We start from the raw sequence: 24,319 nt of genomic DNA, 5'->3' as shown, positions 1-24,319 counted from the left end.
CCTACTCGGGGGCTACTGACCGTTCAGGTACCTACCCCCCGGTAAGAGAAGTGACAAAGAGAACACGGATTTCTCTTACGGCACGGCCCCAACTACCGGTAAAGGTGGGTCGTTTGAGCAGGCTCGGCCTCAGGGCTCCTGCCGCAGCCGCCGCCACACCGCCTTGGCCGCGTTGTGCCCGGACATGCCGTGCACGCCGGGACCGGGCGGGGTGGCCGACGAGCAGATGAAGACCGCCGGGTGCGGGGTGCGGTAGGGGAAGAGCGACAGCTTGGGCCGAAGCAGAAGTTGGAGTCCGGAGGCCGCGCCGGAGCCGATGTCGCCGCCGATGTAGTTGGCGTTGCGGGCGACGAGTTCGGCCGGGCCCGCCGTCGCGCGGGCAAGGACGCGGTCGCGGAACCCCGGGGCGTAACGCTCCAGTTGACGTTCGAGGGCGTCGGTGAGGTCTCCGGTCCAGCCGTTCGGCACGTGCCCGTACGCCCAGAAGACCTGCTTGCCCGCGGGGGCCCGGGTCGGGTCGACGACACCGGGCTGCACCGTGATCATGAACGGCTTGCCGGGTGCCCGGCCCTCCCGGGACGCGGCGCGCAGCGCGGTGGCGATCTCCGCGCTGCTCCCGCCGATCTGCACGGTGCCCGCGCGGCGGGCGTCCGGCGACGTCCACGGCACCGGGCCGTCCAGCGCGTAGTCGATCTTGAAGACGCCGGGGCCGTAGCGGAAGCCCTCGTAGTAGCGGCCGAAGCCGGCGATGCGGGCCAGCGCGGTGGGCGAGGTGTCGAAGACGTACGCCCGCGCGGGCGGCAGATCGTCGAGCCGCTTGACCTCGTAGTCGGTGTGGACGGTGCCGCCGAGGTCCTTGAGATAGGCGGTGAGGGCGTCGGAGATGGACTGGGAGCCGCCGCGGGCCACGGGCCAGCCGCGGGCGTGCGCGGCGAGGGCGAAGACCAGGCCGATGGCGCCGGTGGCGAAGCCGCCCAGCGGCGCCATGACGTGCGCGACGAGGCCGGCGAACAGGGTCCTGGCCCGCTCGTCGCGGAAGCGCCGCATCAGCCACGTCGACGGCGGCAGCCCGACCAGGCCGAACCTGGCGAGCGTCACCGGGTCCCGGGGGAGCGCGGTGAGGGGCAGGGACATGAAGTCGCGGGCCAGCGTGTCCCACTTGCTCAGGAACGGATCCACCAGCCTGCGGTACGTGCCCGCGTCGCGCGGGCCGAAGGAGGCGGCGGTCTCGGCGACCGACCGGGCCAGCACGGCCGCGGTGCCGTCGGCGAAGGGGTGGGCCATGGGCAGCTCGGCGTGCAGCCACTCGAGGCCGTAGCGGTCGAGCGGCATGGTCCGGAACACGGGCGAGTTGATACCGAGGGGGTGCGCGGCGGAGCACGGGTCGTGCCGGAAGCCGGGGAGGGTCAGCTCCTCGGTGCGGGCTCCTCCGCCGACCGTGTCACGCGCCTCGAACACGGCCACGGAAAAGCCGCGACGGGCCAGCTCCACGGCAGCCGTCAGTCCGTTCGGCCCCGCACCCACCACGACCGCATCGAGCATCGACGGCACCTTCGGACTCCTTCGTCAGCCGATGGCCATTGAGGGTCAGGATATGCCGGGCCGCTGACAGCCTCGGGGCACGGGTAAGGTCCGCCGGGTGACGCGCCGCTTTCTCATCCACGTGCCCGAGGACGATGTCCGGCACTGGTTCGAGGTAGGGGCCACGGGCCGGGTGGTGCGGCAGATGTCGTTCCGGGGGCACGCCTCGCTGCCGGTGGTCGCCGTCGAGGCCGCAGAGCTCGCCATGGCCCGGCAGACGTGCGGGGACTGGGGCGTTCGGCTGTACGAGGTCGTGTACGGGGTGCCGGCGCGAGAACCGGTCGTGGAGCCGCCGGACGCACGGCCGGTGGACCGTCGGGAGTTCGACCTCGCGTGGGGCCGCGCCCGGTCCCACCGCCGGTGCGAGGTGCGGCACGACAGCGGTCCCCTGCCCGTCGGCACGCGTCTGACCGGCACCTTCACCAGGTCACCCTGGGGGCCCGGGGTGACGGGCGTGTTCGTCGACGTGGGTCTGCCCGCCCTGGGCTTCGTGGACGCCGCGGCGCTGCTGGAAACGGGGTGCCAGTGGCCCGGGGACGGCACACGCGCGGAGTTCGAGGTGGTCGACCTGCGTGTCGGCGGCCGCTCCCACCCGCAGATCAGGCTCCGCCCGACAGCAGTTCCACCACCCGCCGAGCCGTGGCCGCGTCCCGGGCCGTCGTGAACGGCAGATCGTTGCCGCCCGTGATGCGGAACGGCTCGCCCGTGCGGGTCCGGTGGGCGCCGCCCGCCTCCTCGACGAGGAGGATGCCCGCCGCGTGGTCCCAGGCGGCCTCCCAGCTGAACGCGGTCGCGTCCAACTCGCCCCGGGCGACGGCGAGATACTCCAGCCCCGCCGAACCGCAGGCGCGGGGCTGTACGCCCTCGGTCCACAGGCCGAGCAACGCCTGCTTCTGCTCGTCGGTCGTGTAGTCCGGGTGGGACGTGGCCACCCGCAGGTCACGGCCGGGATCCGGCGCGCCGGACTGCAGTCGCCCGCCGTCCAGGAAGGCGCCCTTGCCCCTTACCGCCGTGGCCAGTTGGTCGCGGGCCGGGGCGTAGGTCCAGGAGGCGAGCAGGACGCCGTGCCGGGCGAGCGCGACCAGGGTGCAGAAGCCGTCGTCCCCGTGCACGAACTGGCGGGTGCCGTCGACGGGGTCGACGATCCAGACCGGGGCGTCGCCGCATATCGCGTCGTACGACGCGGGGTTCGCGTGCACCGCCTCCTCGCCGACCACGACCGAGCCGGGCAGGAGTGCGCCGAGCGCCTCGGTGAGGTACTGCTCGGCCAGCCGGTCGGCGTCGGTCACCAGGTCGTGCGGTCCGCTCTTCTGGTCGACCTCGTGGGCGGCGAGCTGCCGGAAGCGGGGCATGATCTCGGCCGCGGCCGCCTTGCGGACCGCTTCTTCCACGTCTGCCGCGTGCTGTGCGAGAAACTCGTCGATGGTTTCGTTGTTTTCGATCACCCCTCCATAAGAGCACGTCCCACTGACAACCCCCGCCCGCCGGGTGGACGGCGGATGGCATCGCCGTGAACTCGTGGTGCCGATATCGGCAGGTCAGCGACCTACCGCGTACCCCTGCATCCCCCGCGGATTCGCCGCCGCCGACAGGACACCGGTCTCCGGGTCCCTCGCGACGGCGCACAGCCGGCCCTCCGACCAGTCGTCACCGATGGTCACCGCGTGACCACGCCGCCGTAGCTCCGCCACCACCCCGGCGTCCATCCGGGACTCCACCGTGACGCTCCCCGGTCGCATGCCGCGCGGGAAGAAGGAGCCGGGGAAGCTGTCGTTGTGCCAGTTCGGGGCGTCGATCGCGCCCTGGAGGTCAAGGCCGCCGCGGACCGGGGAGCGCAGGGCGACCGCGAGGAGGAAGTGCAGCTGCCACTGGTCCTGCTGGTCCCCGCCGGGCGTGCCGAAGGCCATGACGGGCACGCCGTCGCGCAGGGCGACGGAGGGCGTGAGGGTGGTGCGGGGCCGCCGGCCCGGGGTGAGCGAGTTCGGCAGGCCCTCCTCCAGCCAGGTCATCTGCAGCCGGGTGCCGAGCGGGAAGCCCAGTTCGGGCACGACGGGGTTGGACTGGAGCCAGCCGCCGCTGGGCGTGGCCGCGATCATGTTGCCCCACCGGTCGACGATGTCGAGGTGGCAGGTGTCACCGCGGGTGCCCCCGTCGGCAAAGACCTCGGGCTCGCCCGGCACCGGGGAGGTCGGCCGCTTGGCGACCGTCGGTTCCCCGCCGCCCAGCGCGTCGAGGCCGGGCCCTTCGGCCGCCGCCACGCGCGCGTGCGCGCACAGCCGCGGGGCGAGGCCGCCCGGGCTGCCGGGCCGCAGCTCGTGGGAGGCCTTCTCGCCGACCAGCTCCCGCCGGTCCGCGTTGTACCGGTCGGACAGCAGCGCGGCGAGCGGTACGTCGGCCGCGTCGCCGTACCAGGCCTCCCGGTCGGCCATGGCCAGCTTGCAGCCCTCGATCAGCAGATGGACGTACTCGGCGGACCCGTACCGGGGCAGTTCGGGCGGGAGGAGCGCGAGCTGCTGGAGGAGGACCGGGCCCTGGCTCCAGGGGCCGGCCTTGCACACGGTCCAGCCGTTCCACTCATACGTCGCCGGTGCCTCGTAGGTCGCGGACCAGGCGGCGAGGTCGGCGGCCGTGAGTGTGCCGGAGTGCCGCTCGCCGCTGGTGTCCATCGTGGGGCGCCGGGCCTGCCGTGCGAGGGCCTCGGCGATGAAACCGGAGCGCCACACCTCCCGCGCGGCCTCGATCTGCGCGACCCGGTCCCCGGCCCCGGCGACCTCGTCGAGCAGCCGCTTCCAGGTGGCGGCGAGGGCGGGATTGCGAAACAGCTCCCCGGGCCGGGGCGCCTTGCCGTCCCGCAGGTACACGTCGGCCGACGACGGCCACTCCGTCTCGAACAGTTCCCGCACGGTCTCGACGGTCTCGCCGACCCGCTCCACGGGCGCGTGCCCGTGTTCGGCGTACCCGATGGCGTACTTGAGCACGTCGGCGAGCGGCCTGGTGCCGTGGTCCCGCAGCAGCAGCATCCAGGCGTCGAAGGCGCCGGGCACGGCGGCGGCGAGCGGTCCGGTCCCGGGTACGAGGTCCAGTCCTAGCCCCCGGTAGTGCGCGACGGTCGCCCCGGCGGGCGCCACGCCCTGCCCGCACACCACCCGCACCTCGCCGTCCGCCGGGGCGATCAGGATCGGCACCTCGCCGGCCGGGCCGTTGAGATGCGGCTCGACGACGTGCAGCACGAACGCGCCCGCCACGGCGGCGTCAAACGCGTTGCCGCCGCCCTCCAGTACGGCCATCGCCGACTGCGAGGCGAGCCAGTGGGTGGAGGACACCATGCCGAACGTGCCTTGGAGGGTGGGGCGGGTGGTGAACATCGGGTCTGACACCTCGCTGTCGCGCGGATCGGTCCATCCGATCTTCAGGGACTACCCGTTCGAGGTTCAACCTTCCGCCGGGGCTGGTTCGGTGTGAGTGGTGAGTGGCCCGTGAGTGATCGTCCGATTCATCGTGCGCGCCTGGGCGGAGTGAAGGTGTAGAGGTCGAGCACGTCGGGGCAGGGTGCGACGCCGGGGCCGCCGGCCCTGACCCAGGTGATGATGTCCTCGGTGGCGTCGGGATCGTTGACGAGGCCGAGCCAGACGGGACGGCCGCCTGCGGCGCGGCCCGCGGCGGAGGGCTGGACGACGATCACATTGGCGTGTTCGCACACGCCGAGGCAGTCGGAGATGCGCACCGGCGCGTTCTCGGCGAGTCGCGCGGTCTGCTGCGCGTGATCGACTCCGGGCACCTTCGGGGTGCCGCAGCAGCAGTCCCGGCACACCACGATCCGGCTGGGCACCGGCTGTTCCGAGGGTGTCCGCACGTCAGCACCGCCCCACGGGGCCGGCCGGGCGCAGGAAGCGGATCACCGGGTGGCCGGGGTCGTCGGTGACCTCGGCACGGACGCCGTAGACCTGCTCGATGAGCGCCGGTGTCAGCACGTCTGCCGGGGTGCCCTCGGCGACCGCGCGTCCTTCGCGCAGCACGAGCAGGCGGTCGCAGTACATCGCGGCGAGGTTGAGGTCGTGCAGGGCGATCACGGTGGTGACCGGGAGGTTCGCGACGAGGGCCAGCAGGTCGAGTTGGTGCTGGATGTCGAGGTGGTTGGTGGGTTCGTCGAGCAGGAGCTCGCGGGGTTCCTGGGCGAGCGCGCGGGCGATCTGGGTGCGTTGGCGTTCGCCGCCGGAGAGGCTGTGCCAGGACTGGGCGGCCCGGTCGGTGAGGCCGGTGCGGGCGAGGGCCGCGGTGACGGCCTCGGCGTCGGCGGCCGTCGGTGGCGTCCAGGCACGGCGGTGCGGGATGCGGCCGAGGGCGACGACGTCGCGGACGGTCAGTTCGGTCTGGGTGTGGGCGTGCTGTTCGACGGTGGCGACCCGCCGGGCGGTGGCGCGGCGGCCGGCCTCGGGCAGCGGGCGTCCGTCCAGGGAGACGACCCCGGCCGTGGGGGCGAGCACCCCGGCGAGGAGTCTCAACAGGGTCGACTTGCCGGACCCGTTGGGGCCGAGCAGGCCGACGGTCTCGCCGGGAGTCAGGGTGAGGGTGACGCCGTCGACGACCTTGTCGCCGAGGCGCCGTACGACACGGTCCGCGCGCAGGCTGGTCATGCCGCCGTCCTCCGTCCTCGGTAGAGCACGGCGATGAAGGCCGGTACGCCGATGAGGGACGTGACGACGCCCACGGGGACCTCCTGGGGGTCGAGGATGGTGCGGGCGACGGTGTCCACCCACACCAGGAAGACGGCTCCGGTCAGTGCCGTGACCGGCAGCAGACGGGCGTGGCCGGAGCCGGTGAGGGCCCGGGTGGCGTGCGGCAGGACCAGGCCGACGAAGCCGATCGCGCCGGCGCAGCTGACCAGGGCGGCGGTGAGCAGTGCGGTCGCGCAGAGCAGGACCAGCCGGGTGCGGGCGACGCGGACGCCGAGTCCGGCGGCGGCGTCGTCCCCGAAGGCGAAGGCGTCCAGGGTGCGGGCGTACCCGAGGCAGAGGGCGAGGACCACGGCCAGTACGGCGGCGCACAGCAGGACCTGTCCCCAGTCGGCGCCGGTGAGCGAGCCCAGCAGCCAGAACAGCACGCCCCGGGTGGTCTCGGCGTCGGCGGAGGTCAGCACGATGAACGAGGTCAGCGCGGAGAACAGCTGCATGGCCGCGACCCCGGACAGCACGACCCGGTCCGTGCTGCCGCCGAGGACGTGGCTGAGCAGCAGCACCATGGCGAAGGAGAGCAGCGCGCCGAGGAAGGCACCCGACGACAGCGAGAGCACTCCCCCGCCGGCCCCCAGCACGACCACGGCGACCGCTCCCGTGGACGCGCCGGAGGACACGCCGAGGACGAACGGATCGGCCAGCGGATTGCGCAGCAGCGACTGCATGACCGCCCCGCACACGGCGAGCCCGGCCCCGCACACGGCGGCGAGCAGCGTGCGCGGCATGCGCAGGTTCCACACGATGCCGTCCCGCAGCGGCGCCAACCTGCCCTCGCCGAGGCCGAGATGGGCGGCCACGGACGCCCACACGTCCGCCGTGGAGATGTCGGCCGGCCCGATCGTCACGGCGACGGCGACCGACGCGAGCAGCGCCGCCAGGCCGCCGAGGGTCAGCAGCGGCGTACGGACGCTCACTTGGCGGGTCCTGAGGGTCCTGCGGGCCCGGCGGGCCCGGCGAGCCCGAAGTCGCGCAGGGCCGCGGCGACCTTCTCGATCCCTTCGACCGTGCGGATGGACGGGTTCATCGCCTGCCCGCTGAGCAGGACGTACCGCTTCTTCTTCACGGCGGTCAGATTGCGGGTGGCGGGGTCTGTTTCCAGGAAGCGGATCTTGGCCCCGGCGGTCTCCGCGGTCTGCTGCTTGCGCGTGAGGTCGCCGATCACGAGGACGTCGGGGTCGCGGTCGGCGACGGTCTCCCAGCCGATCTGGGGCCACTCGTCGTGGGTGTCGGAGAAGGCGTTGCGCGCGCCGACGGCGCGGGTGATGGCACCCGGCGCGCCGCAGCAGCCCGCGAGGTAGGGCGACTGGGAGTTGGCGAACCAGTACATGAGGGTGACATCGGAGGCGTCCAGCTGGGCGATGGACTTGCGCACCCGCTCCTTCAGCTCGGCGACGAGCTTCTCGCCGCGGTCGGCGACGCCGAACGCGCGGGCCAGGTCGCGTATCTCGCCGTACACGGTGTCGAGGGTGAGCGGGGTGGAGCGCGAGCCGTCGCCGCCGCTGTCGTTGTCCTTGCCCGCCGAGCAGTCGGAGGGCGAGACGTAGGTGGGCACGTCCAGCTCCTCGAACTGCTCGCGGGTGGCGACGCCGCCCTTGCCGAGGGTGGAGACGAAGGAGGAGGCCACGAAGTCGGGGTCGGCGTCCAGGACCTTCTCGAAGGAGGGCGCGTTGTCCGCGAGCCGCGGCACGGAGGCGTTCGCCTTCTCCAGGCCCTTCATGACCGGGTCGGTCCAGGTCGACGTGCCGACCACCCGGTCGGCGAGGCCGAGGGAGAGCAGGATCTCCGTGGTGCCCTGGTTGAGGGACACGGCCCGCTTCGGGGGCGCCTTCAGGGTGACCTTGTGGCCGCAGTTGTCGAGGGTGACGGGGTAGCCCGCGGCGGCGGACTTCCCGGTGTCCTCGGCGCTGCCGCTTCCCGAGCCGCCGCACGCGGTGAGCAGGAGGGCGGGCGCGAGCAGCAGGGCGGCGGGACGGAGGGCAAAACGGTACACAGGCGTGCCTCGGTTGTCGGGGCTCGTACGCGGAGCCTGGCCTACGGACGTCCTCCGCGCGGGGGCGTGGAGGTGCCAGCAGGTCTTCGGACTCGGGTTCGTCCCGACGGGGCGCCTTCCCGGTCTCCCAGTGGCGTGCGTCTGTGCCCCGCCGGTCCCCCTCACCGCTGCGCGTCAGTTCCGGATTCGCACCGGATTCCCTGGCCTCGGGTGTGGCTCGACTGGCTCCCGGAGGCTATCAAGCCCAGCTCGTGGCCGGGTCGTTCGTCCGGGTTTCCGGAGGCTCGACAGGGTGCGGAGACTCAGGTCACAACCTGGAAGAGGGCAAGGTCACAGCCGTGCCCTCTGCTGCTCCTTTGATGATCTGACCTAGCATCCGAGCATGACGGTCCTGCCTGACGACGGGCTCTCGCTGGCCGCCGAGTTCCCTGACGCAACCCATGAGCAATGGCAACGCCTGGTGGAAGGCGTGCTGCGCAAGTCGGGCAAGGACGTCTCGGGCCCGGCTGCGGAAGACGCCCTGTCCACTGCGTTGGAGGACGGGCTGCGCACCCGCCCCCTCTACACCTCGCGCGAAGCCGCGCCCGATCCCGGCCTGCCCGGATTCGCCCCGTTCGTCCGCGGCGGTCGCGCCGAGGGCAGCACGGCCGGCGGCTGGGACCTGCGGCAGCGGCACACGGCGCTCACGGACGGCCTGGTGCTCGCGGACCTGGAGAACGGCGTCACCTCGCTCTGGCTGGTCCTCGGCGAGGCCGGCATCCCGGTGTCGTCGCTCGGCCGGGCCCTGGAGGGTGTCTATCTCGACCTGGCCCCCGTCGTCCTCGACGCCGGCGCCGACGTGGAGCCCGCCGCACGGGAGCTGCTGCGCCAGTACGCGGAGCGGGGCGTCGCCAAGGAGGCGGCACGCGGCAACCTCGGCGCCGACCCGCTCGGCCATGAGGCCCGTACGGGCACGTCCTCACAGTTCGCGCCGGTCGCCGCGCTGGCCCGGCAGTGCGCCGAGGAGTACCCGGGGCTGCGGGCGCTGACCGTGGACGCGCTGCCGTACCACGAGGCCGGTGGCTCGGCCGCCCAGGAGCTGGGCTCCTCGCTGGCGACCGGTGTCGCGTATCTGCGCGAGCTCACCGAGGCGGGGCTGACGGCCGAACAGGCCTGCGCCCAGCTGGAGTTCCGCTATGCGGCCACCGCCGACCAGTTCCTGACGATCGCCAAGCTGCGGGCCGCGCGCCGGCTGTGGGCGCGGGTGACCGAGGTCTGCGGGGCGCCCAGCGCTCAGGTGCAGCACGCCGTCACCTCGCCGGTGATGATGACGCGCCGGGACCCCTGGGTGAACATGCTGCGCACGACGGTCGCCACGCTGGCCGCCGGGGTCGGCGGCGCCGACGCCGTGACCGTGCTGCCCTTCGACCACGCGCTCGGCCTGCCGGACGCGTTCGCGCGGCGTATCGCCCGCAACACCTCGACCATCCTCATCGAGGAGTCGCACCTCGCCCGGGTGATCGACCCGGCGGGCGGCTCCTGGTACGTGGAGTCCCTCACCGACGAACTGGCCCGGGCGGGCTGGGCGTTCTTCCAGCGGATCGAGCAGGCCGGCGGCCAGGCGGCCGCGTTGCGCTCCGGCCAGCTGGGCCAGGACCTCGCCGAGACGTGGCAGGCGCGCACCGGCAAGCTCGCCAAGCGGCGCGAACCGATCACCGGCGTCAGCGAGTTCCCGAACCTCACCGAGCCGCCCGTGGAGCGTGCGCCCGCGCCGGAGCCCCGGTCCGGCGGCCTCCCGCGGGTCCGCCGCGACGAGGCGTACGAGGCACTGCGCGCCCGCTCCGACGCCCACCTGGCCGCCACGGGCTCCCGGCCGCGGATCTTCCTGGCCGCGCTCGGCCCGGCCGCCGCGCACACCGCACGCCTCACCTTCGCCTCGAACCTCTTCCAGGCGGGCGGCGTCGAGCCGGTCACCGAGGGCACCTTCGAGGAGAGCGGCGCCACGGAGGTGTGCCTGTGCTCCAGTGACGCCCTCTACGAGGAGCAGGCCGAGGCCGAGGCCGCCGAGTTCAGGTCGGCGGGCGCCACACACGTGTTCCTCGCGGGCCGCCCCGGGCAGTACACCGATGTCGACAGTTACGTCTTCGCGGGCTGCGACGCGGTCGCCGTGCTGTCCGCCGCCCTCGACCGCATGGGAGTGTCCTGATGGGAATCCCCGACTTCTCCGGGATCGAGCTGGGGACCCCGGCCGCCGCGGGCGGCGCCGACGAGTGGCGCACGGCCGTCAAGCAGGCCACTGGCGGGGACGAGCCCCTGTGGGAGACCCCGGAAGGCATCGCGGTCAAGCCGCTGTACACCGGCCGTGACCTGGAGGGCCTGGACTTCCTGGGCACCTACCCGGGCATGGCGCCGTATCTGCGCGGCCCGTACCCGACGATGTACGTCAACCAGCCCTGGACGATCCGCCAGTACGCGGGCTTCTCGACCGCCGAGGAGTCCAACGCGTTCTACCGGCGCAACCTGGCCGCCGGCCAGAAGGGCCTGTCGGTCGCCTTCGACCTGCCGACCCACCGGGGCTACGACAGCGACCACCCGCGTGTGACGGGCGACGTCGGCATGGCGGGCGTGGCGATCGACTCGATCTACGACATGCGCCAGCTCTTCGACGGCATCCCGCTGGACAAGATGACCGTGTCGATGACGATGAACGGCGCCGTGCTGCCGGTGCTGGCGCTGTACATCGTGGCGGCGGAGGAACAGGGCGTACCGCCCGAGAAGCTGGCCGGGACCATTCAGAACGACATCCTCAAGGAGTTCATGGTCCGCAACACCTACATCTATCCGCCGAAGCCGTCGATGCGGATCATCTCCGACATCTTCGCCTTCACCTCGCAGCGGATGCCGCGCTACAACTCGATCTCCATCTCCGGGTACCACATCCAGGAGGCCGGTGCCACGGCCGACCTGGAGCTGGCGTACACGCTCGCGGACGGGGTGGAGTACATCCGCGCGGGCCGTGAGGCGGGCCTGGACGTGGACGCGTTCGCGCCCCGGCTGTCGTTCTTCTGGGCGATCGGCATGAACTTCTTCATGGAGGTCGCCAAGCTGCGGGCGGCGCGGCTGCTGTGGGCGAAGCTGGTGAAGCAGTTCGACCCGCAGAACTCCAAGTCGCTGTCCCTGCGCACCCATTCGCAGACCTCGGGCTGGTCGCTGACCGCGCAGGACGTGTTCAACAACGTCACGCGCACATGTGTCGAGGCGATGGCCGCGACGCAGGGCCACACGCAGTCGCTGCACACCAACGCCCTCGACGAGGCGCTCGCGCTGCCGACCGACTTCTCGGCCCGCATCGCGCGCAACACCCAGCTGATGATCCAGCAGGAGTCGGGCACGACCCGGGTCATCGACCCGTGGGGCGGCAGCGCCTATGTGGAGAAGCTGACGTACGACCTCGCCCGCCGTGCCTGGCAGCACATCCAGGAGGTCGAGCAGGCGGGCGGCATGGCCAAGGCGATCGACGCCGGCATCCCCAAGCTGCGCATCGAGGAGGCCGCGGCCCGCACCCAGGCCCGGATCGACTCCGGACGGCAGCCGGTCATCGGCGTCAACAAGTACCGCGTCGACAGCGACGAGCAGATCGACGTGCTCAAGGTCGACAACTCCTCCGTGCGCGCCCAGCAGATCGAGAAGCTGCGGCGGCTGCGGGCGGAGCGGGACGAGACGGCGTGCCAGGACGCGCTGGACGCGCTCACCCGGGCCGCCGGCGGCGAGGGCAACCTGCTGGAGCTCGCGGTGAACGCGGCCCGCGCGAAGGCCACCGTCGGGGAGATCTCGGACGCCCTGGAGAAGGTGTACGGCCGGCACGCGAGCCAGATCCGTACCATCACCGGCGTGTACCGCAACGAAGCCGGGGAGTCGCCGTCCGTGGACCGCACCCGCACCCTCGTGTCCGACTTCGAGGAGGCCGAGGGCCGCCGCCCGCGCATCCTGGTCGCCAAGATGGGCCAGGACGGCCACGACCGCGGCCAGAAGGTGATCGCCACCGCCTTCGCCGACCTCGGCTTCGACGTCGACGTCGGCCCGCTGTTCCAGACCCCGGCCGAGGTGGCCCGCCAGGCCGTCGAGGCCGACGTGCACATCGTCGGGGTGTCGTCGCTGGCCGCAGGCCACCTCACCCTCGTCCCGGCGCTCAAGGAGGCGCTGGCCGAGGAGGGCCGCGAGGACATCATGATCGTGGTCGGCGGAGTGATCCCGCCGCAGGACGTCACGACGCTGCTGGAGATGGGCGCGGCTGCGGTGTTTCCGCCCGGGACGGTGATCCCGGACGCGGCCTTCGACCTGGTGCAGCGGCTGGGTGCCGACCTCGGGCACGAGCTGTGATCGATCTCGACGCGTATGTGAAGGGTGTTCTCGACGGGAAGCGGGCGGTCGTCGCACGCGCCATCACGCTCGTCGAGTCCACCCGCCCTCAGCACCGGGTGCTGGCCCAGCAGTTGCTGACCGAGCTGCTGCCGCACAGCGGGCGGGCCCGGCGGATCGGCGTCAGCGGGGTGCCGGGGGTCGGGAAGTCGACGTTCATCGACGCGTTCGGCACGATGCTCACCGCGCTCGGCCACCGGGTCGCGGTGCTGGCCGTGGACCCGTCGTCCAGTCGTACGGGCGGTTCGATCCTGGGCGACAAGACGAGGATGGAGCGGCTGTCGGTCGACGCGGCCGCGTTCATCCGCCCCTCCCCCACCGCCGGCACGCTGGGCGGGGTTGCCAAGGCCACCCGCGAGTCGATCGTGGTGATGGAGGCCGCGGGCTACGACGTGGTGCTGGTGGAGACGGTCGGGGTGGGCCAGTCGGAGACCGCGGTCGCGAACATGGTCGACTCCTTCCTGCTGCTCACCCTTGCCCGCACCGGCGACCAGCTCCAAGGCATCAAAAAGGGTGTCCTGGAGCTGGCCGACGTGCTCGCCGTCAACAAGGCGGACGGCCCCCATGAGCGCGACGCGCGGGCCGCCGCGCGCGAACTGGCGGGCGCGCTCAGGCTGATGCACGGCAAGGACGCCGCCTGGACGCCGCCCGTCCTGCACTGCAGCGGACGCGAGTCGATCGGCCTGGACGGCGTGTGGGACCGGCTCGAACAGCACCGGGCCCTGCTCGACACCACCGGCCGGCTCGCCGCCAAGCGCCGTGACCAGCAGGTCGACTGGACGTGGACCATGGTCCGCGACGAACTCCTCGGCCGCCTGCACGCCGACCCGGCGGTCCGGGCGCTCGCGCCGACACTGGAACAGCAGGTCAGGAACGGCGAGTTGACGGCGACGCTGGCCGCCGAGCGGATCCTCGCGGCGTTCGAGGTGGCACCGTCGGGACGGCCGTCGGGCCCGGCGGCTCAGCACGCCGACGCGTCGGAACCCCGCGGAGCCACCAGCCCCGACTCGTAGGCGAACACGACGAGTTGGGCCCGGTCGCGGGCGCCGAGCTTCGTCATCGCCCTGCTGATGTGGGTCTTCGCCGTGAACGGGCTGATCACCATGTGCGCGGCGATCTCCTCGTTGGTGAGCCCGCGCGCCGCCAGCGCCGTCACCTCACGCTCGCGGCGGGTCAGGCACTCCAGGCCGGGCGCCGTGGCCCGGTCGGGCGGCCGCGAGACGAACTCACCGATCAGGGTGCGCGTCACCGACGGCGACAGCAACGCCTCGCCGCCCGCCACCACCTCGATCGCCTGGAGCAGGTCGGCCGGTTCGGTGTCCTTCAGCAGGAATCCGCTCGCACCGGCCCGCAGTGCCTCGAAGACGTACTCGTCGTGGCCGTAGTTGGTGAGGATCACGACGCGGACTCCGGACAGGGCCGGGTCGGCGGCGATGTGGCGGGTCGTCTCGATGCCCGTCATCACCGGCATCTGTACGTCGATCAGCGCGATGTCGGGCACCTGCGCGCGGATCAGCGCCAGGCCCCGCTCACCGTCCGCCGCCTCGCCGACCACGTCGATGCCGTCCTCGGCGTCCAGCAGGGCCCGGAAGCCGGCCCGCATCAGCGCCTGGTCGTCGACCAGGACCACCCTGATCACACCGTCCGTCATCCCGCCTCCCCCACGGGCAGCCGTGCCCGCACCGCGAAGCCGCCCTCCTCGCGCGGGGCGGCGTCCAGAGTGCCGCCGAGGGCCGTGACGCGTTCGCGCATGCCGGTCAGGCCGATGCCGGGGGTGGGCGGACGGGACGGGTCGGCGGCCCCGTCGTCCTCGACGCGTATCGTCAAGTCACCGCTGTCGTAAGCGAGTTGAACGCTCACCTTCGCCGGTCCCGCGTGCCGGGCCGCGTTCGTCAGCGCCTCCTGGACGATGCGGTACATGGCCCGGTCGACCGTCGCGGGCAGTGGCCGCTCCTCCCCCGTCACCCTCAGGTCGACCGCGAGCCCCGCAGCCCGCGCCCGCTCCACGAGCAGCGCCGGTGTGCCCGTCGACTCGTCGGTGCGCAGCACCTCCAGCGTGGCCCGCAGCTCGCGCATGGCCTCGCCGCTCGCCTCCTGGATGGCGAGGAGAGCGGGCGGCACCTCCTCGCGGCGCTTGCGGGCGAGGTGCACGGCGACGCCCGCCTGGAGCTTGACGATCGAGATGCTGTGCGTGAGGGAGTCGTGCAACTCCCTCGCTATCCGCAGTCGTTCCTCGCCCGCCCTGCGCAACGCTGCCTCCTCCCGGGTGCGTTCGGCCTCCAGGGCGCGCTGTTCCGTCTGGCGCAGATACGCCTGCCAGTTGCGGTCGGCGAGGCCCGTCACCACCGCACACAGGAACCAGCCGGCCAGCAGCAGCGTTTCCTGAGCGATGGCCGAGGTCGCCGAACCCGCCGCTGCATAGCCGCCCAGGAACAGTGCGGCGGTCGCCGCCGCGGTGCCCCGGTGTCCGGTTCGCGACGCCGTGTGCACCGCGCCCACGACGGGGATGGCCAGGGTCGCGGCGGGCCCGGCGTGGAGCACTTCGGCGAGCAGAGCGCCGGTGGTGACGGCGAGGACCACGCGCGGGGCGGTGCGATGCGCGGCCAGGGCCAGCGAACCGAGCGCGATCAGCGCGCAGTCGAGGAGTCCGGCACGGTCGTCCGCCACGGCGGCGAGCAGCACGATCACGCCGACCACGACCCCGGCGGCCCCGTCGACGAGCCGCTCGCGTGTGACCCGGTGCTCACTCATGCCCGCACACTAGACGGCCCCACCGACAGCGACGTCACCCCTGTGGACGGCTCTGCGACTACTCCCCACGCAGTAGTGCCCGGCACCGGCCCGCCCCTCCGTCGCAGCGCCGACTGCCATCACCGGTACGACGACCCGGCCCACCCCGGCGGCGCACGCTACTGCCCATGTCCACACCCTTCCGTTACACCGAGCCCCTCCCTCCCAAGTCGGCCACCGGCACCGTCGCCGAGGTGTACGGGCAGATCGCCCGCGACTTCGGCATCGCCGAACCCGTCACCTTCGTGGTGCTGTCCTCCGCGCCCGGACTGCTCGCCCCCGCCTGGGCGTTGCTGCGCGAGTCGCTGATCGCGGGGGCCGGCAGCCGGAGAGGCAAGGAACTGGCGGCCCTCGGGGTGTCGCTCGCCAACAAGTGCCCGTTCTGCGTGGACGCGCACACCGTGCTCCTGCACGCCACCGGAGACCACGCGCTCGCCGAGCGGCTGGCCCGCGGGGAGCAACCGGAGAACGAGGAGCACGCACGCGTGCTGGCCTGGGGACGGCACACGCGCGTGCCAGGCGCGGACCTCACGCCGTACCCGTTCCCGCGCGAGCACGCCCCCGCCTATCTCGGCACCGCGCTCACCTTCCACTTCATCAACCGCATCGCGTCGGCTCTGCTGACCGAGAACCTGCTCCCGGCCGGCGTCCAGCGGTTCCGGGCGGTACGCAGCCTCGCGGGCCGTACCCTCGCCCGGCCCGTACGCCGTCCCGCCCGTCCCGGCGTGTCCCTGCCCCTGCTCGACCCGATCGACCCCGGCGAGGCCCCCGCGTGGGCGGCCGGGACGCCCGTCGGCCTCGCGTACGCGGCGCTGCTCAGGGCGGCCATGTCGGGCGCGGGCCTCCTCGACGCCGACGACCACGACCTTGTGGAGGCGACGCTGCAGGACTGGGACGGCTCCCATCCGCCGCTCACTCTCGACGGGTTCCCGGACCGCAGGGAGCGTCCGGGGGCGCGGCTGGCGCTGCTGGCCGCCCTCGCGCCGTACCGCATCACGGACGAGGACGTGCGGGCGTGGCGCCGGCCGGAGCACACCGACCACTGTCTGGTGCATCTCGTCGCGTACGGCGCCTTCACGGCCGTGGACCGCATCGAAAGCTCGCTTTCCTCGCAAATCGTCCGGGATGCCGAGCAAGTGGCCCAGGCCACCACGTAATTGCGGCCGACCGGCGACCCGGCGGTAACCGCGTCAGCACGGAGCGAGTTGGCACTTCCGCCCCACAGGGAGTCATGTGACACTGGCGTCCCGTCCGCAGTGCGGACTCCCTCCGCACCGTCCCCCACGAAAAGTGCGCCGTGCGTTCTCTTCCCTTGCCGCTCGCCCTCACCGCGCGCCTGTCGCCCGTCGTCGTGCTCGCCGCGGCGGGCTGGGCACTGTCGTCCGGACCCGCGACACCGGCCGCCGAGGACACGGCGACGCAGAAGAGCGGGGACGAGTCGCCCTCGGCCCCCGCGACAGCCGCCGTGTCGAAGACGTACGCCGCCGCGCCCGCACCCTGCGACAGCCTGAGCTCGAAGTCGGTCAAGGAGCTCGTCCCGGGCGCCAAGACGGCCGGCAAGGAGATCCCGTCCACGGACGCGAAGGTGCGCCGCACCTGCTCGTGGAACGCGCTCCAGGGCTTCGACTACCGGTGGCTGGACGTGTCCTACGAGGTCACGGAGTCCGACGAGGCGGCGGAGAAGTCCTACAAGGAGCGTGTCGCGGACAGGAGCGGCGGCGGCGAGGTCCCCGGTGTCGGCGACGCGGGGTACTCCGTCGTGAACCTCACCACCGAGGACGAACAGCAGACCCGCGAGGGCGTGGTGCTGGTCCGCGCGGCCAACGCGCTCGTCTCCATCACCTACAGCGGCAGTGACTTCGAGTCGAACAAGGCGCCAGCCACGGCCGAGATCAACAAGGGCGCGATCAAGGCGGCCAAGGAGGCGGTGGCCGCCTTGGAGGACGGTCAGAAGGACTGACCGTCCTCCGGGGCTCAGGCTTCCACGCGTTCCTTGTGGCCGGCCGTCAGCACCACGTACAGCACCAGCGAGGCGCCCAGGCCCACCGCCCAGCCGTAGTCGGCCAGCGGCTTGAGAAACGGGATCAGTCCGTCGGCCGGGAACGGTCCGGTCTTCGAACCGTCGGCGCCGACGCCCGAGTACGAACCGCCGACCGCCAGGACACCGCCGACCAGGAACGCCAGGATCGCGCGCCAGTTCCAGCCGGACGAGTACCAGTAGCGCCCGCCGGGCGTGTACAGGTCCGCGAGATGCAGAACCGTACGGCGGACGATCCAGTAGTCGGCGATCAGGATGCCCGCGACCGTGCCGAGCAGGCCGCCGACCACGCCGAGCCAGGTGAAGATGTAGAACTCCGGGGTGGAGATCAGCTTCCACGGGAAGATCAGGATGCCGACGACACCGGTGATCAGCGCGCCGGTACGGAAGTTGATGAGCTTCGGCGCCAGGTTCGCCAGGTCGTACGCCGGGGAGACGACGTTCGCCGCGATGTTCACGGAGACGGTCGCGACGAGGACGACGATCAGGGCGAAGAGCAGACCGAAGGTGCTGTCGGTCTTGGCGGCGAGGGTGACCGGGTCCCAGATCGCCTCGCCGTAGACGACCTCGGACCCTGAGGTGACGAGGACGGCGAGGACCGCGAACAGGGTCATGGTGGTGGGCAGGCCCAGCGACTGACCCCAGGTCTGCGCCTTCTGACTCGCACCGAAGCGGGTGAAGTCGGGGATGTTGAGGGACAAGGTCGCCCAGAAACCGATCATCCCCATCAAGGACGGGAAGAAGACCGGCCAGAAGTCGGGGCCCCAGCCCAGCTTCGACGGCTGGTCGAGCAGCGCGCCGAACCCGTCCGCCTTGACCGCGATCCAGACCAGCAGCACGAGCGCGCCGACGATCACGAAGGGCGCGGCCCAGTTCTCGAAGTGCCGCAGGAAGTCCATGCCGCGGTAGATGATCGCGATCTGCAGCGCCCAGAAAAGGAGGAAGCACAGCCACAGGGGCCATGGATTGCCCGCGATCTTCCCGGCGTTCTCCCATCCGCCGCCGGTGAGCTTGGACCCCAGCGCGAAGATGCCGCTGCCGCCGATCCAGGTCTGGATGCCGAACCAGCCGCAGGCCACGGCCGCCCGGATCAGCGCCGGGATGTTGGCGCCCCGCAGCCCGAAGGAGGCCCGCGCCAGCACCGGGAACGGGATGCCGTACTTGGGCCCGGCGTGCCCGGTGGCCAGCATCGGCAGCAGCACGATGACGTTGGCCAGGGCGATGGTGAAGACGGCCTGCTTCCAGTCCATGCCGAGGGCGACCAGGCCGGAGGCGAGGGTCCAGCTGGGGATGCAGTGGGCCATGGAGATCCACAGGGCTGCGAAGTTGTACGTCGTCCACTTGCGCTCGGCGACCGGGACGGGACGCAGGTCCTCGTTGGCGAAGGGGCTGTCGGCGGGGAATGCCTCGGGGGCGAGCTCGATCCGTCCGCCGGCGTCGGCGGACTGGGATATCGGCGCCCCCGTGGGGACTGTCTCGGTCATGGGCAGGCCAATCGATCAGAACGGGACGGGAAAGGCCGCGCGGGGGCCTTGGGCCCTCCCCGAGGACGGCGGCGGGGAGGCCATGACCGCGGGGAGGGAGACAAGGGGTGGGGGGTCGGGTGGCGCCGGGTTGCGGGCCGGGATCAGGAGTTGATGGCCGGGATGACCGACGCACCGTAGGCGTCGATCACGGCTTCCTGCGCGTCGTGCATGTCGTAGACGGCGAACTGGTCGACGCCCAGCTCACGCAGTGCGTTCAGTTTCTCGATGTGCTTCTCGACCGGGCCGATCAGGCAGAACCGGTCGACGATCTCGTCGGGAACGAACGCGGTGTCGGGGTTGTCGGCGCGTCCGTGGTGGGAGTAGTCGTACCCCTCGCGGGCCTTGATGTACTCGGTGAGTTCGTCGGGCACGGCGGCGGAGTGCTCACCGTATTTCGACACCAGGTCGGCCACGTGGTTGCCGACCATCCCGCCGAACCAGCGGCACTGCTCGCGCGCATGGGCGAGCTTTTCGGGAGAGTCGTCCTCGGTGACATACGCCGGCGCGGCGACGCAGATCTTCACCTCGGACGGGTCACGACCGGCCTCGATCGCGGCCTGCTTCACCGCCTTGACCATGTACTCGGTCAGATAGAGGTCGGAGAGCTGCAAGATGAACCCGTCGGCCTCCTCACCGGTCATCTTCAGGGCCTTCGGGCCGTACGCCGCCATCCAGACGGGGAGTTGGGCGTCCGGCTTGATCCACGGGAACCTGACGACCGTGCCACCGCCGAGGTCGGCCTCCTGGCCGCTGCCGAGCGCGCGGATGACCTTCATGGCCTCGCTGATGCGGGCCAGGGTGTTGGGTTTGCGGCCGGCGACGCGCATGGCCGAGTCGCCGCGGCCGATGCCGCAGACCGTGCGGTTGCCGAACATGTCGTTGAGGGTGGCGAACGTGGAGGCGGTGACCTCCCAGGTACGGGTGCCCGGGTTGGTCACCATCGGGCCGACCGTCAGATTCTCGGTGTTGGCGAGGATCTGGCTGTAGATGACGAACGGTTCCTGCCACAGCACGGCCGAGTCGAAGGTCCAGCCGTAGCTGAAGCCGCTGCGCTCGGCGCGTTTCATCAGGCTGACGACCCGCGAGGCCGGGGGGTCGGTCTGCAGGACGAGTCCGAAGTCCATGTGCTCCGCTCCTAGTTGAGGTACTGACAGTTGGAGCGGGGGGTGTAGACGCCGTGCCCGGCGCGCCCGGTGTACTCCCGCTCGGTGATGACGAGTTCGCCGCGCGAGAGGACCGTCTCCACCCGGCCGGTGGTCTGCTTGCCCTCGTACGCCGAGTAGTCGACGTTCATGTGGTGGGTGACGGCGGACATGACCTGCTCGGCCTGCGGGTCGTAGATCACGACGTCGGCGTCGGCACCCGGCGCGATGGTGCCCTTCTTCGGGTACATGCCGAACATCCGGGCCGGGGTCGCGCAGGCGATCTCGATCCAGCGGCGGCGCGAGATGTGACCGTCGACGACGGCCTGGTGCAGCAGGTCCATCCGGTTCTCGACGCCCGGCAGACCGTTGGGGATCTTCGAGAAGTCGCCCCGGCCCAGTTCCTTCTGGCCGACGAAGCAGAAGGGGCAGTGGTCGGTGGAGACGACCTGGAGGTCGTTCGTCCTGAGCCCCTTCCACAGCTGTGCCTGGTGCTCCTTGGGCCGAAGGGGCGTCGAGCACACGTACTTCGAGCCTTCGAAGTTGGGCTCGGCGAGGTTGTCGGTGGACAGGAACAGGTACTGCGGGCAGGTCTCCCCGAAGACGTTCAGCCCCTCGTCGCGCGCCCGCGTCAGCTCGGCCACCGCCTCCGTGGCCGAGACGTGCACGACGTACAGGGGAGCGCCGGCGACCTGGGCGAGCCTGATGGCCCGGTGGGTGGCCTCGGCTTCGAGGAGCGCCTTGCGGACCTCGCCGTGGTAGCGGGGATCGCTCTCGCCCCGCGCCAGCGCCTGCTCGACCAGCACGTCGATCGCGATGCCGTTCTCGGCGTGCATCATGATCAGGCCGCCGTTCTCGGCGGAGCGCTGCATGGCGCGCAGGATCTGGCCGTCGTCGGAGTAGAAGACGCCGGGGTAGGCCATGAACTGCTTGAAGGAGGTCACGCCCTCCTCCACCAGCAGGTCCATCTCCTTCAGGGTCTCCTGGTTCACGTCGGAGACGATCATGTGGAAGCCGTAGTCGATCGCGCAGTTGCCCTCCGCCTTGGCGTGCCAGGCGTCCAGGCCCTCGCGCAGCGAGTGGCCCTGGCTCTGCACGGCGAAGTCGACGATCGTGGTCGTACCGCCCCAGGCGGCGGCCCGGGTGCCGGTCTCGAAGGTGTCGGAGGCGAAGGTGCCGCCGAACGGCAGCTCCATATGGGTGTGGACGTCGACGCCGCCCGGGATGACGTACTTCCCGGTGGCGTCGATGGTCCGCTCGGCCGTCCAGGCCTCGGCGGCGGACGTTCCGGCGGCGGCGAGGGCGGCGATACGGCCGTCCTCGATCAGGACGTCGGCGTGCAGCTCGTCGGACGCGGTGATGACGAGGCCGCCGCGGATTACTGTTCGGCCGGTCATGTCGTGGTCGCTCCTCGCGGTGTCGAAGTGGCGGTTGTGTGTGGCTGGTCGCGCCCACGCGGCGGAGCCGCATGTCGATGCAGCCCCGCGCCCCTTGGCGGCGTTGCCGCTACCGGCGTTTTCAGGGTGCTGTCAGCGGGCCGTACGCCCCCGGCGCGCGGTCCCTGTAGAACTGCCAGCGGTCGCGGACCTCGCGGAGCTTGGCCAGGTCCAGGTCGCGTACGACGAGCTCGGTCTCCTTGTCGCTCGCCACCTCCCCGACGAACTGGGCCTCCGGGTCCACGAAGTACGTGGTGCCGTAGAAGTCGTTGTCGCCGAGATCCTCCACGCCGACCCGGTTGATCGCGCCCACGAAGTACTCGTTGGCGACGGCCGCCGCCGGCTGCTCCAGCTGCCACAGATAGCGGGAGAGCCCGCGGGAGGTGGCCGAGGGGTTGAACACGATCTCGGCGCCGCCCAGGCCGAGCGCCCGCCAGCCTTCCGGGAAGTGGCGGTCGTAGCAGATGTACACGCCGATCTTCCCTACGGCCGTCTCGAAGACCGGCCAGCCGCTGTTCCCCGGGCGGAAGTAGAACTTCTCCCAGAATCCCTGCACTTGGGGGATGTGGGTCTTGCGGTACTTGCCGAGGTAGGAGCCGTCCGCGTCGATCACTGCGGCGGTGTTGTAGAGGACTCCGGGCTGCTCCTCCTCGTACATCGGCAGCACGAGGACGATGCCCAGTTCCTTGGCCAGCGCCTGGAAGCGGCGGACGGTCGAGCCCTCGGGGATCTGCTCGGCGTACTCGTAGAACGCCTTGTCCTGGACCTGGCAGAAGTAGGGCCCGTAGAACAGCTCCTGGAAGCACAGCACTTGAGCACCTTGCGCGGCCGCGTCGCGGGCCGCCTGCTCGTGTACCTGGATCATCGATTCCTTGTCGCCCGTCCACGCGGTCTGGAAGAGGGCGGCACGGATCACTCGGCTCATCGGGACCTCCGGTCGCTCGGTGTGCGAGAAGGCTAGGAAGTCCCGGGCGCCGGTTTGAGTTGCACGGTGTCACGTCTACGGGCATGCGGCGTGCCACGGTGTCACCCTGTCGTGATCCCATGTTTCACCGCCGTTTTCCCAGGTCGTGGCAGGTTTCAAGCTTGTTGCGCGTCGTGGGCGAGGAGTGCGATGTGCACGGATGCGGCCTGCTCGAAGTCGTCGAGGTCGACGCCGAGCCGTGTCTGTATCGCCTCCAGGCGGCGATAGAGCGCGGGCCGCGAGACATGGTGGAGCTGTGCGGTGCGGGACTTGTTGCGGCCGGTCGCGAGATACGTGCGCAGTACGGCCAGCATGTCGTCGTCGGCCGCGCACAGCAGCCCGTCCAACTCCCGCTCCGCGAACGACTGGACCTGCGGATCGTCCCGCAACAGCCGGATCAGGCCCCGCAGATGGACGTCCTTGAGGCGGACGACGGCCGGGAGGTCGAGGGCGGCGGAGGAGTCGGCGACGGCTTCGGCGACATGCTGGGCCTCGCGCAGTCCGGCGGGCACGTCGTCCCAACCGCAGCGGGCGTCGGCGGCGGCCACGACGGTCTGTTCGGCCCCGGATTCGGAGCGCACCCGGGCGGCGAAGTTCGCGGCGAGCACGGCGGCGTCCTGGTCCCGGGCGAGGCTGAGCAGCACGGCGGTCGCCCCGTCGGCGAGTTCGGCGGCGATCCCGGGCAGGCCCAGCATCCGCAGCACGCGCTCCAGTTGGGCCGGCTCACAGTCCCGCACGACCAGCGGTACGAAGGTACGCCGGTTGACCGGCAGACCGGCGGCTCGCGCACGTGGCAGCAGCTGCCTCGCCGGTACGACCCCGCTGACGAGGTCGGTCAGCAGGCTCTGCGCGGACTGCTCCTCCCAGCTGTGCGCGGAGTTGCCGCCGAGCATCCGGTGCAGGACGAGGGCCTCTGCGGCGCGCTCGGCGAGCAGCCGCCCGGTGGCGGTGTCACCGCGATGGCCACACAGCATGATCTGGCCCCACCGCTCCCCGCGCCCGCCGAGCTCGGCCCGGATCCAGCCGTCGCCCTCACTGCCGCCGGCCTGACGGGCGATCCGCTCCCAGTCGCGCAGCACGTCGTCCACGGCCGACCGCTCCCCCGCCGTGGCGAGGACGCGGTGCGCGAGGTTGGTGACGACGACGGGGCAGGCGCTGTGCGAGGCGACCTCGTCGAGGAGCCGTTGCAGCGGGGCGCCCGCGGTGATGAGTCCGGTGAGTGCGGTCCGTACGGCCTCCGAGAGACTGACCGCGGCGAACTTCCGCCGCACGAGCCGCGACTGGACCTCCTCGGTGAGCTCGGCGAAGGGGAAGGGCCGGTGCAGGACGACCATGGGCAGCCCGCACCGCTCGGCGGCCCGCCGCATCACGTCCGGCGGTGCGGGGAACGCCCGGCCCAGGCCCAGCACGACGGCCGCCGCCTCGGCCCGGTGCAGGGAGCGGATGTACTCGGCCTGCTTGTCCTCGTCCCCGGCGAGCAGCACCCCGGTGGTGAGCACCATCTCGCCGCCGCTGAGCATCACCCCGACGTCCGGCGCCTCGGCGACATGCACCCAGCGCACCGGCCGGTCGAGCTGACCGGCGCCGGCCACCACCTCGGGCTCCCCGGCGAGCACCCGCTCCAGGGTGAGGACCTGACGAACCGACAGAGCGGGTTCCAGGGGTTCCGAAGGCTCCAAGGGCTCCCAAGGCTCCGAGGCGATGGTCATGGCGGCGTTTCC

Annotated in this window: 20 protein-coding genes and 1 riboswitch; of the genes, 6 read left to right on the top strand and 14 right to left on the bottom strand. The window is 71.8% G+C overall.

All coding sequences use genetic code 11. The features are described 5' to 3' along the window. Positions 1–129 precede the first annotated feature (129 nt). Complete coding sequence (locus ACZ7L5_RS04500) at positions 130–1,542, bottom strand: phytoene desaturase family protein (protein WP_471514516.1); 1,413 nt, start codon at positions 1,540–1,542, stop codon at positions 130–132. Positions 1,543–1,639: 97 nt separating this feature from the next. On the opposite strand from ACZ7L5_RS04500, the gene ACZ7L5_RS04495 reads away from it, so the two are divergent. Beyond that, positions 1,640–2,245 (top strand): hypothetical protein, encoded by a 606-nt coding sequence (locus ACZ7L5_RS04495; RefSeq protein ID WP_471514307.1) that lies wholly within the window; start codon positions 1,640–1,642, stop codon positions 2,243–2,245. On the opposite strand, the gene ACZ7L5_RS04490 is transcribed toward ACZ7L5_RS04495, so the two are convergent. The 6 genes from ACZ7L5_RS04490 to ACZ7L5_RS04465 form a co-directional block, all read right to left on the bottom strand. Beyond that, a complete protein-coding gene (locus tag ACZ7L5_RS04490) occupies positions 2,181–3,026 on the bottom strand; it encodes an inositol monophosphatase family protein (protein WP_471514306.1) in 846 nt (281 codons plus the stop codon). The genes ACZ7L5_RS04495 and ACZ7L5_RS04490 overlap by 65 nt on opposite strands. A gap of 93 nt (positions 3,027–3,119) precedes the next feature. Then, positions 3,120–4,946 carry a gamma-glutamyltransferase family protein gene (locus ACZ7L5_RS04485; RefSeq protein WP_471514305.1) on the bottom strand — a complete coding sequence of 609 codons (1,827 nt, stop codon included), beginning with the start codon at positions 4,944–4,946 and terminating at the stop codon, positions 3,120–3,122. A 128-nt stretch (positions 4,947–5,074) separates the two neighbouring features. Then, a complete protein-coding gene (locus tag ACZ7L5_RS04480; protein WP_363038391.1) occupies positions 5,075–5,434 on the bottom strand; it encodes a (2Fe-2S) ferredoxin domain-containing protein in 360 nt (119 codons plus the stop codon). Between the two features lies 1 nt (position 5,435). Further along, on the bottom strand, positions 5,436–6,215 hold the full coding sequence (locus ACZ7L5_RS04475) for an ABC transporter ATP-binding protein (protein WP_471514303.1): 780 nt from the start codon (positions 6,213–6,215) through the stop codon (positions 5,436–5,438). Beyond that, positions 6,212–7,228, bottom strand: coding sequence for a FecCD family ABC transporter permease (locus ACZ7L5_RS04470; protein WP_471514301.1), 1,017 nt, complete (start codon positions 7,226–7,228; stop codon positions 6,212–6,214). Before ACZ7L5_RS04470 ends, ACZ7L5_RS04475 begins: the two co-directional genes overlap by 4 nt. Next, on the bottom strand, positions 7,225–8,304 hold the full coding sequence (locus ACZ7L5_RS04465; RefSeq protein WP_471514299.1) for an ABC transporter substrate-binding protein: 1,080 nt from the start codon (positions 8,302–8,304) through the stop codon (positions 7,225–7,227). The genes ACZ7L5_RS04470 and ACZ7L5_RS04465 overlap by 4 nt, the downstream gene beginning before the upstream one ends. A 60-nt stretch (positions 8,305–8,364) precedes the next feature. Beyond that, positions 8,365–8,545, bottom strand: a riboswitch (cobalamin riboswitch). Between the two features lie 141 nt (positions 8,546–8,686). On the opposite strand from ACZ7L5_RS04465, the gene ACZ7L5_RS04460 reads away from it, so the two are divergent. The 3 genes from ACZ7L5_RS04460 to meaB are packed head-to-tail and all read left to right on the top strand — an operon-like array spanning position 8,687 to position 13,715. Continuing rightward, positions 8,687–10,489: a methylmalonyl-CoA mutase family protein gene (locus ACZ7L5_RS04460; protein WP_471514297.1), complete on the top strand. Its 1,803-nt coding sequence runs from the start codon at positions 8,687–8,689 to the stop codon at positions 10,487–10,489. Further along, entirely contained in the window at positions 10,489–12,663 is a 2,175-nt protein-coding gene (scpA, locus tag ACZ7L5_RS04455) for a methylmalonyl-CoA mutase (protein ID WP_471514295.1), read from the top strand. Before ACZ7L5_RS04460 ends, scpA begins: the two co-directional genes overlap by 1 nt. Beyond that, complete coding sequence (gene meaB / locus ACZ7L5_RS04450; RefSeq protein WP_471514292.1) at positions 12,660–13,715, top strand: methylmalonyl Co-A mutase-associated GTPase MeaB; 1,056 nt, start codon at positions 12,660–12,662, stop codon at positions 13,713–13,715. Before scpA ends, meaB begins: the two co-directional genes overlap by 4 nt. Here the strand turns inward: meaB and ACZ7L5_RS04445 are convergent. Both ACZ7L5_RS04445 and ACZ7L5_RS04440 read right to left on the bottom strand, forming a co-directional pair. Then, positions 13,664–14,353: a response regulator gene (locus ACZ7L5_RS04445; protein WP_471514290.1), complete on the bottom strand. Its 690-nt coding sequence runs from the start codon at positions 14,351–14,353 to the stop codon at positions 13,664–13,666. The genes meaB and ACZ7L5_RS04445 overlap by 52 nt on opposite strands. Continuing rightward, entirely contained in the window at positions 14,350–15,453 is a 1,104-nt protein-coding gene (locus tag ACZ7L5_RS04440) for a sensor histidine kinase (protein ID WP_471514288.1), read from the bottom strand. Before ACZ7L5_RS04440 ends, ACZ7L5_RS04445 begins: the two co-directional genes overlap by 4 nt. 167 nt (positions 15,454–15,620) lie before the next feature. On the opposite strand from ACZ7L5_RS04440, the gene ACZ7L5_RS04435 reads away from it, so the two are divergent. Further along, on the top strand, positions 15,621–16,649 hold the full coding sequence (locus tag ACZ7L5_RS04435; RefSeq protein WP_471514286.1) for a carboxymuconolactone decarboxylase family protein: 1,029 nt from the start codon (positions 15,621–15,623) through the stop codon (positions 16,647–16,649). Positions 16,650–16,789: 140 nt separating this feature from the next. After that, positions 16,790–17,452: a hypothetical protein gene (locus ACZ7L5_RS04430; RefSeq protein WP_471514284.1), complete on the top strand. Its 663-nt coding sequence runs from the start codon at positions 16,790–16,792 to the stop codon at positions 17,450–17,452. A 14-nt stretch (positions 17,453–17,466) separates the two neighbouring features. Here the strand turns inward: ACZ7L5_RS04430 and ACZ7L5_RS04425 are convergent, their stop codons facing one another. The 5 genes from ACZ7L5_RS04425 to ACZ7L5_RS04405 all read right to left on the bottom strand — a co-directional run bounded on the left by ACZ7L5_RS04425 (position 17,467) and on the right by ACZ7L5_RS04405 (position 24,307). Continuing rightward, on the bottom strand, positions 17,467–19,014 hold the full coding sequence (locus ACZ7L5_RS04425; RefSeq protein WP_471514283.1) for an NCS1 family nucleobase:cation symporter-1: 1,548 nt from the start codon (positions 19,012–19,014) through the stop codon (positions 17,467–17,469). Positions 19,015–19,157: 143 nt separating this feature from the next. Next, the gene (locus tag ACZ7L5_RS04420) at positions 19,158–20,180 is read right to left on the bottom strand and encodes a TIGR03842 family LLM class F420-dependent oxidoreductase (protein ID WP_471514281.1); all 1,023 of its coding nucleotides are present in this window, start codon (positions 20,178–20,180) and stop codon (positions 19,158–19,160) included. Between the two features lie 11 nt (positions 20,181–20,191). Next, positions 20,192–21,595: a dihydropyrimidinase gene (gene hydA / locus ACZ7L5_RS04415; RefSeq protein WP_471514279.1), complete on the bottom strand. Its 1,404-nt coding sequence runs from the start codon at positions 21,593–21,595 to the stop codon at positions 20,192–20,194. A gap of 121 nt (positions 21,596–21,716) precedes the next feature. Further along, the gene (locus ACZ7L5_RS04410; RefSeq protein WP_471514277.1) at positions 21,717–22,559 is read right to left on the bottom strand and encodes a nitrilase-related carbon-nitrogen hydrolase; all 843 of its coding nucleotides are present in this window, start codon (positions 22,557–22,559) and stop codon (positions 21,717–21,719) included. Positions 22,560–22,714: 155 nt separating this feature from the next. Continuing rightward, positions 22,715–24,307, bottom strand: coding sequence for a PucR family transcriptional regulator (locus ACZ7L5_RS04405; RefSeq protein WP_467483510.1), 1,593 nt, complete (start codon positions 24,305–24,307; stop codon positions 22,715–22,717). Positions 24,308–24,319 lie beyond the last annotated feature (12 nt).

Source organism: Streptomyces sp. NPDC107528 (genome assembly GCF_055639295.1).
Note: the sequence above shows the minus strand (reverse complement) of the source record. Positions and strands in the feature narration are given on the sequence as shown.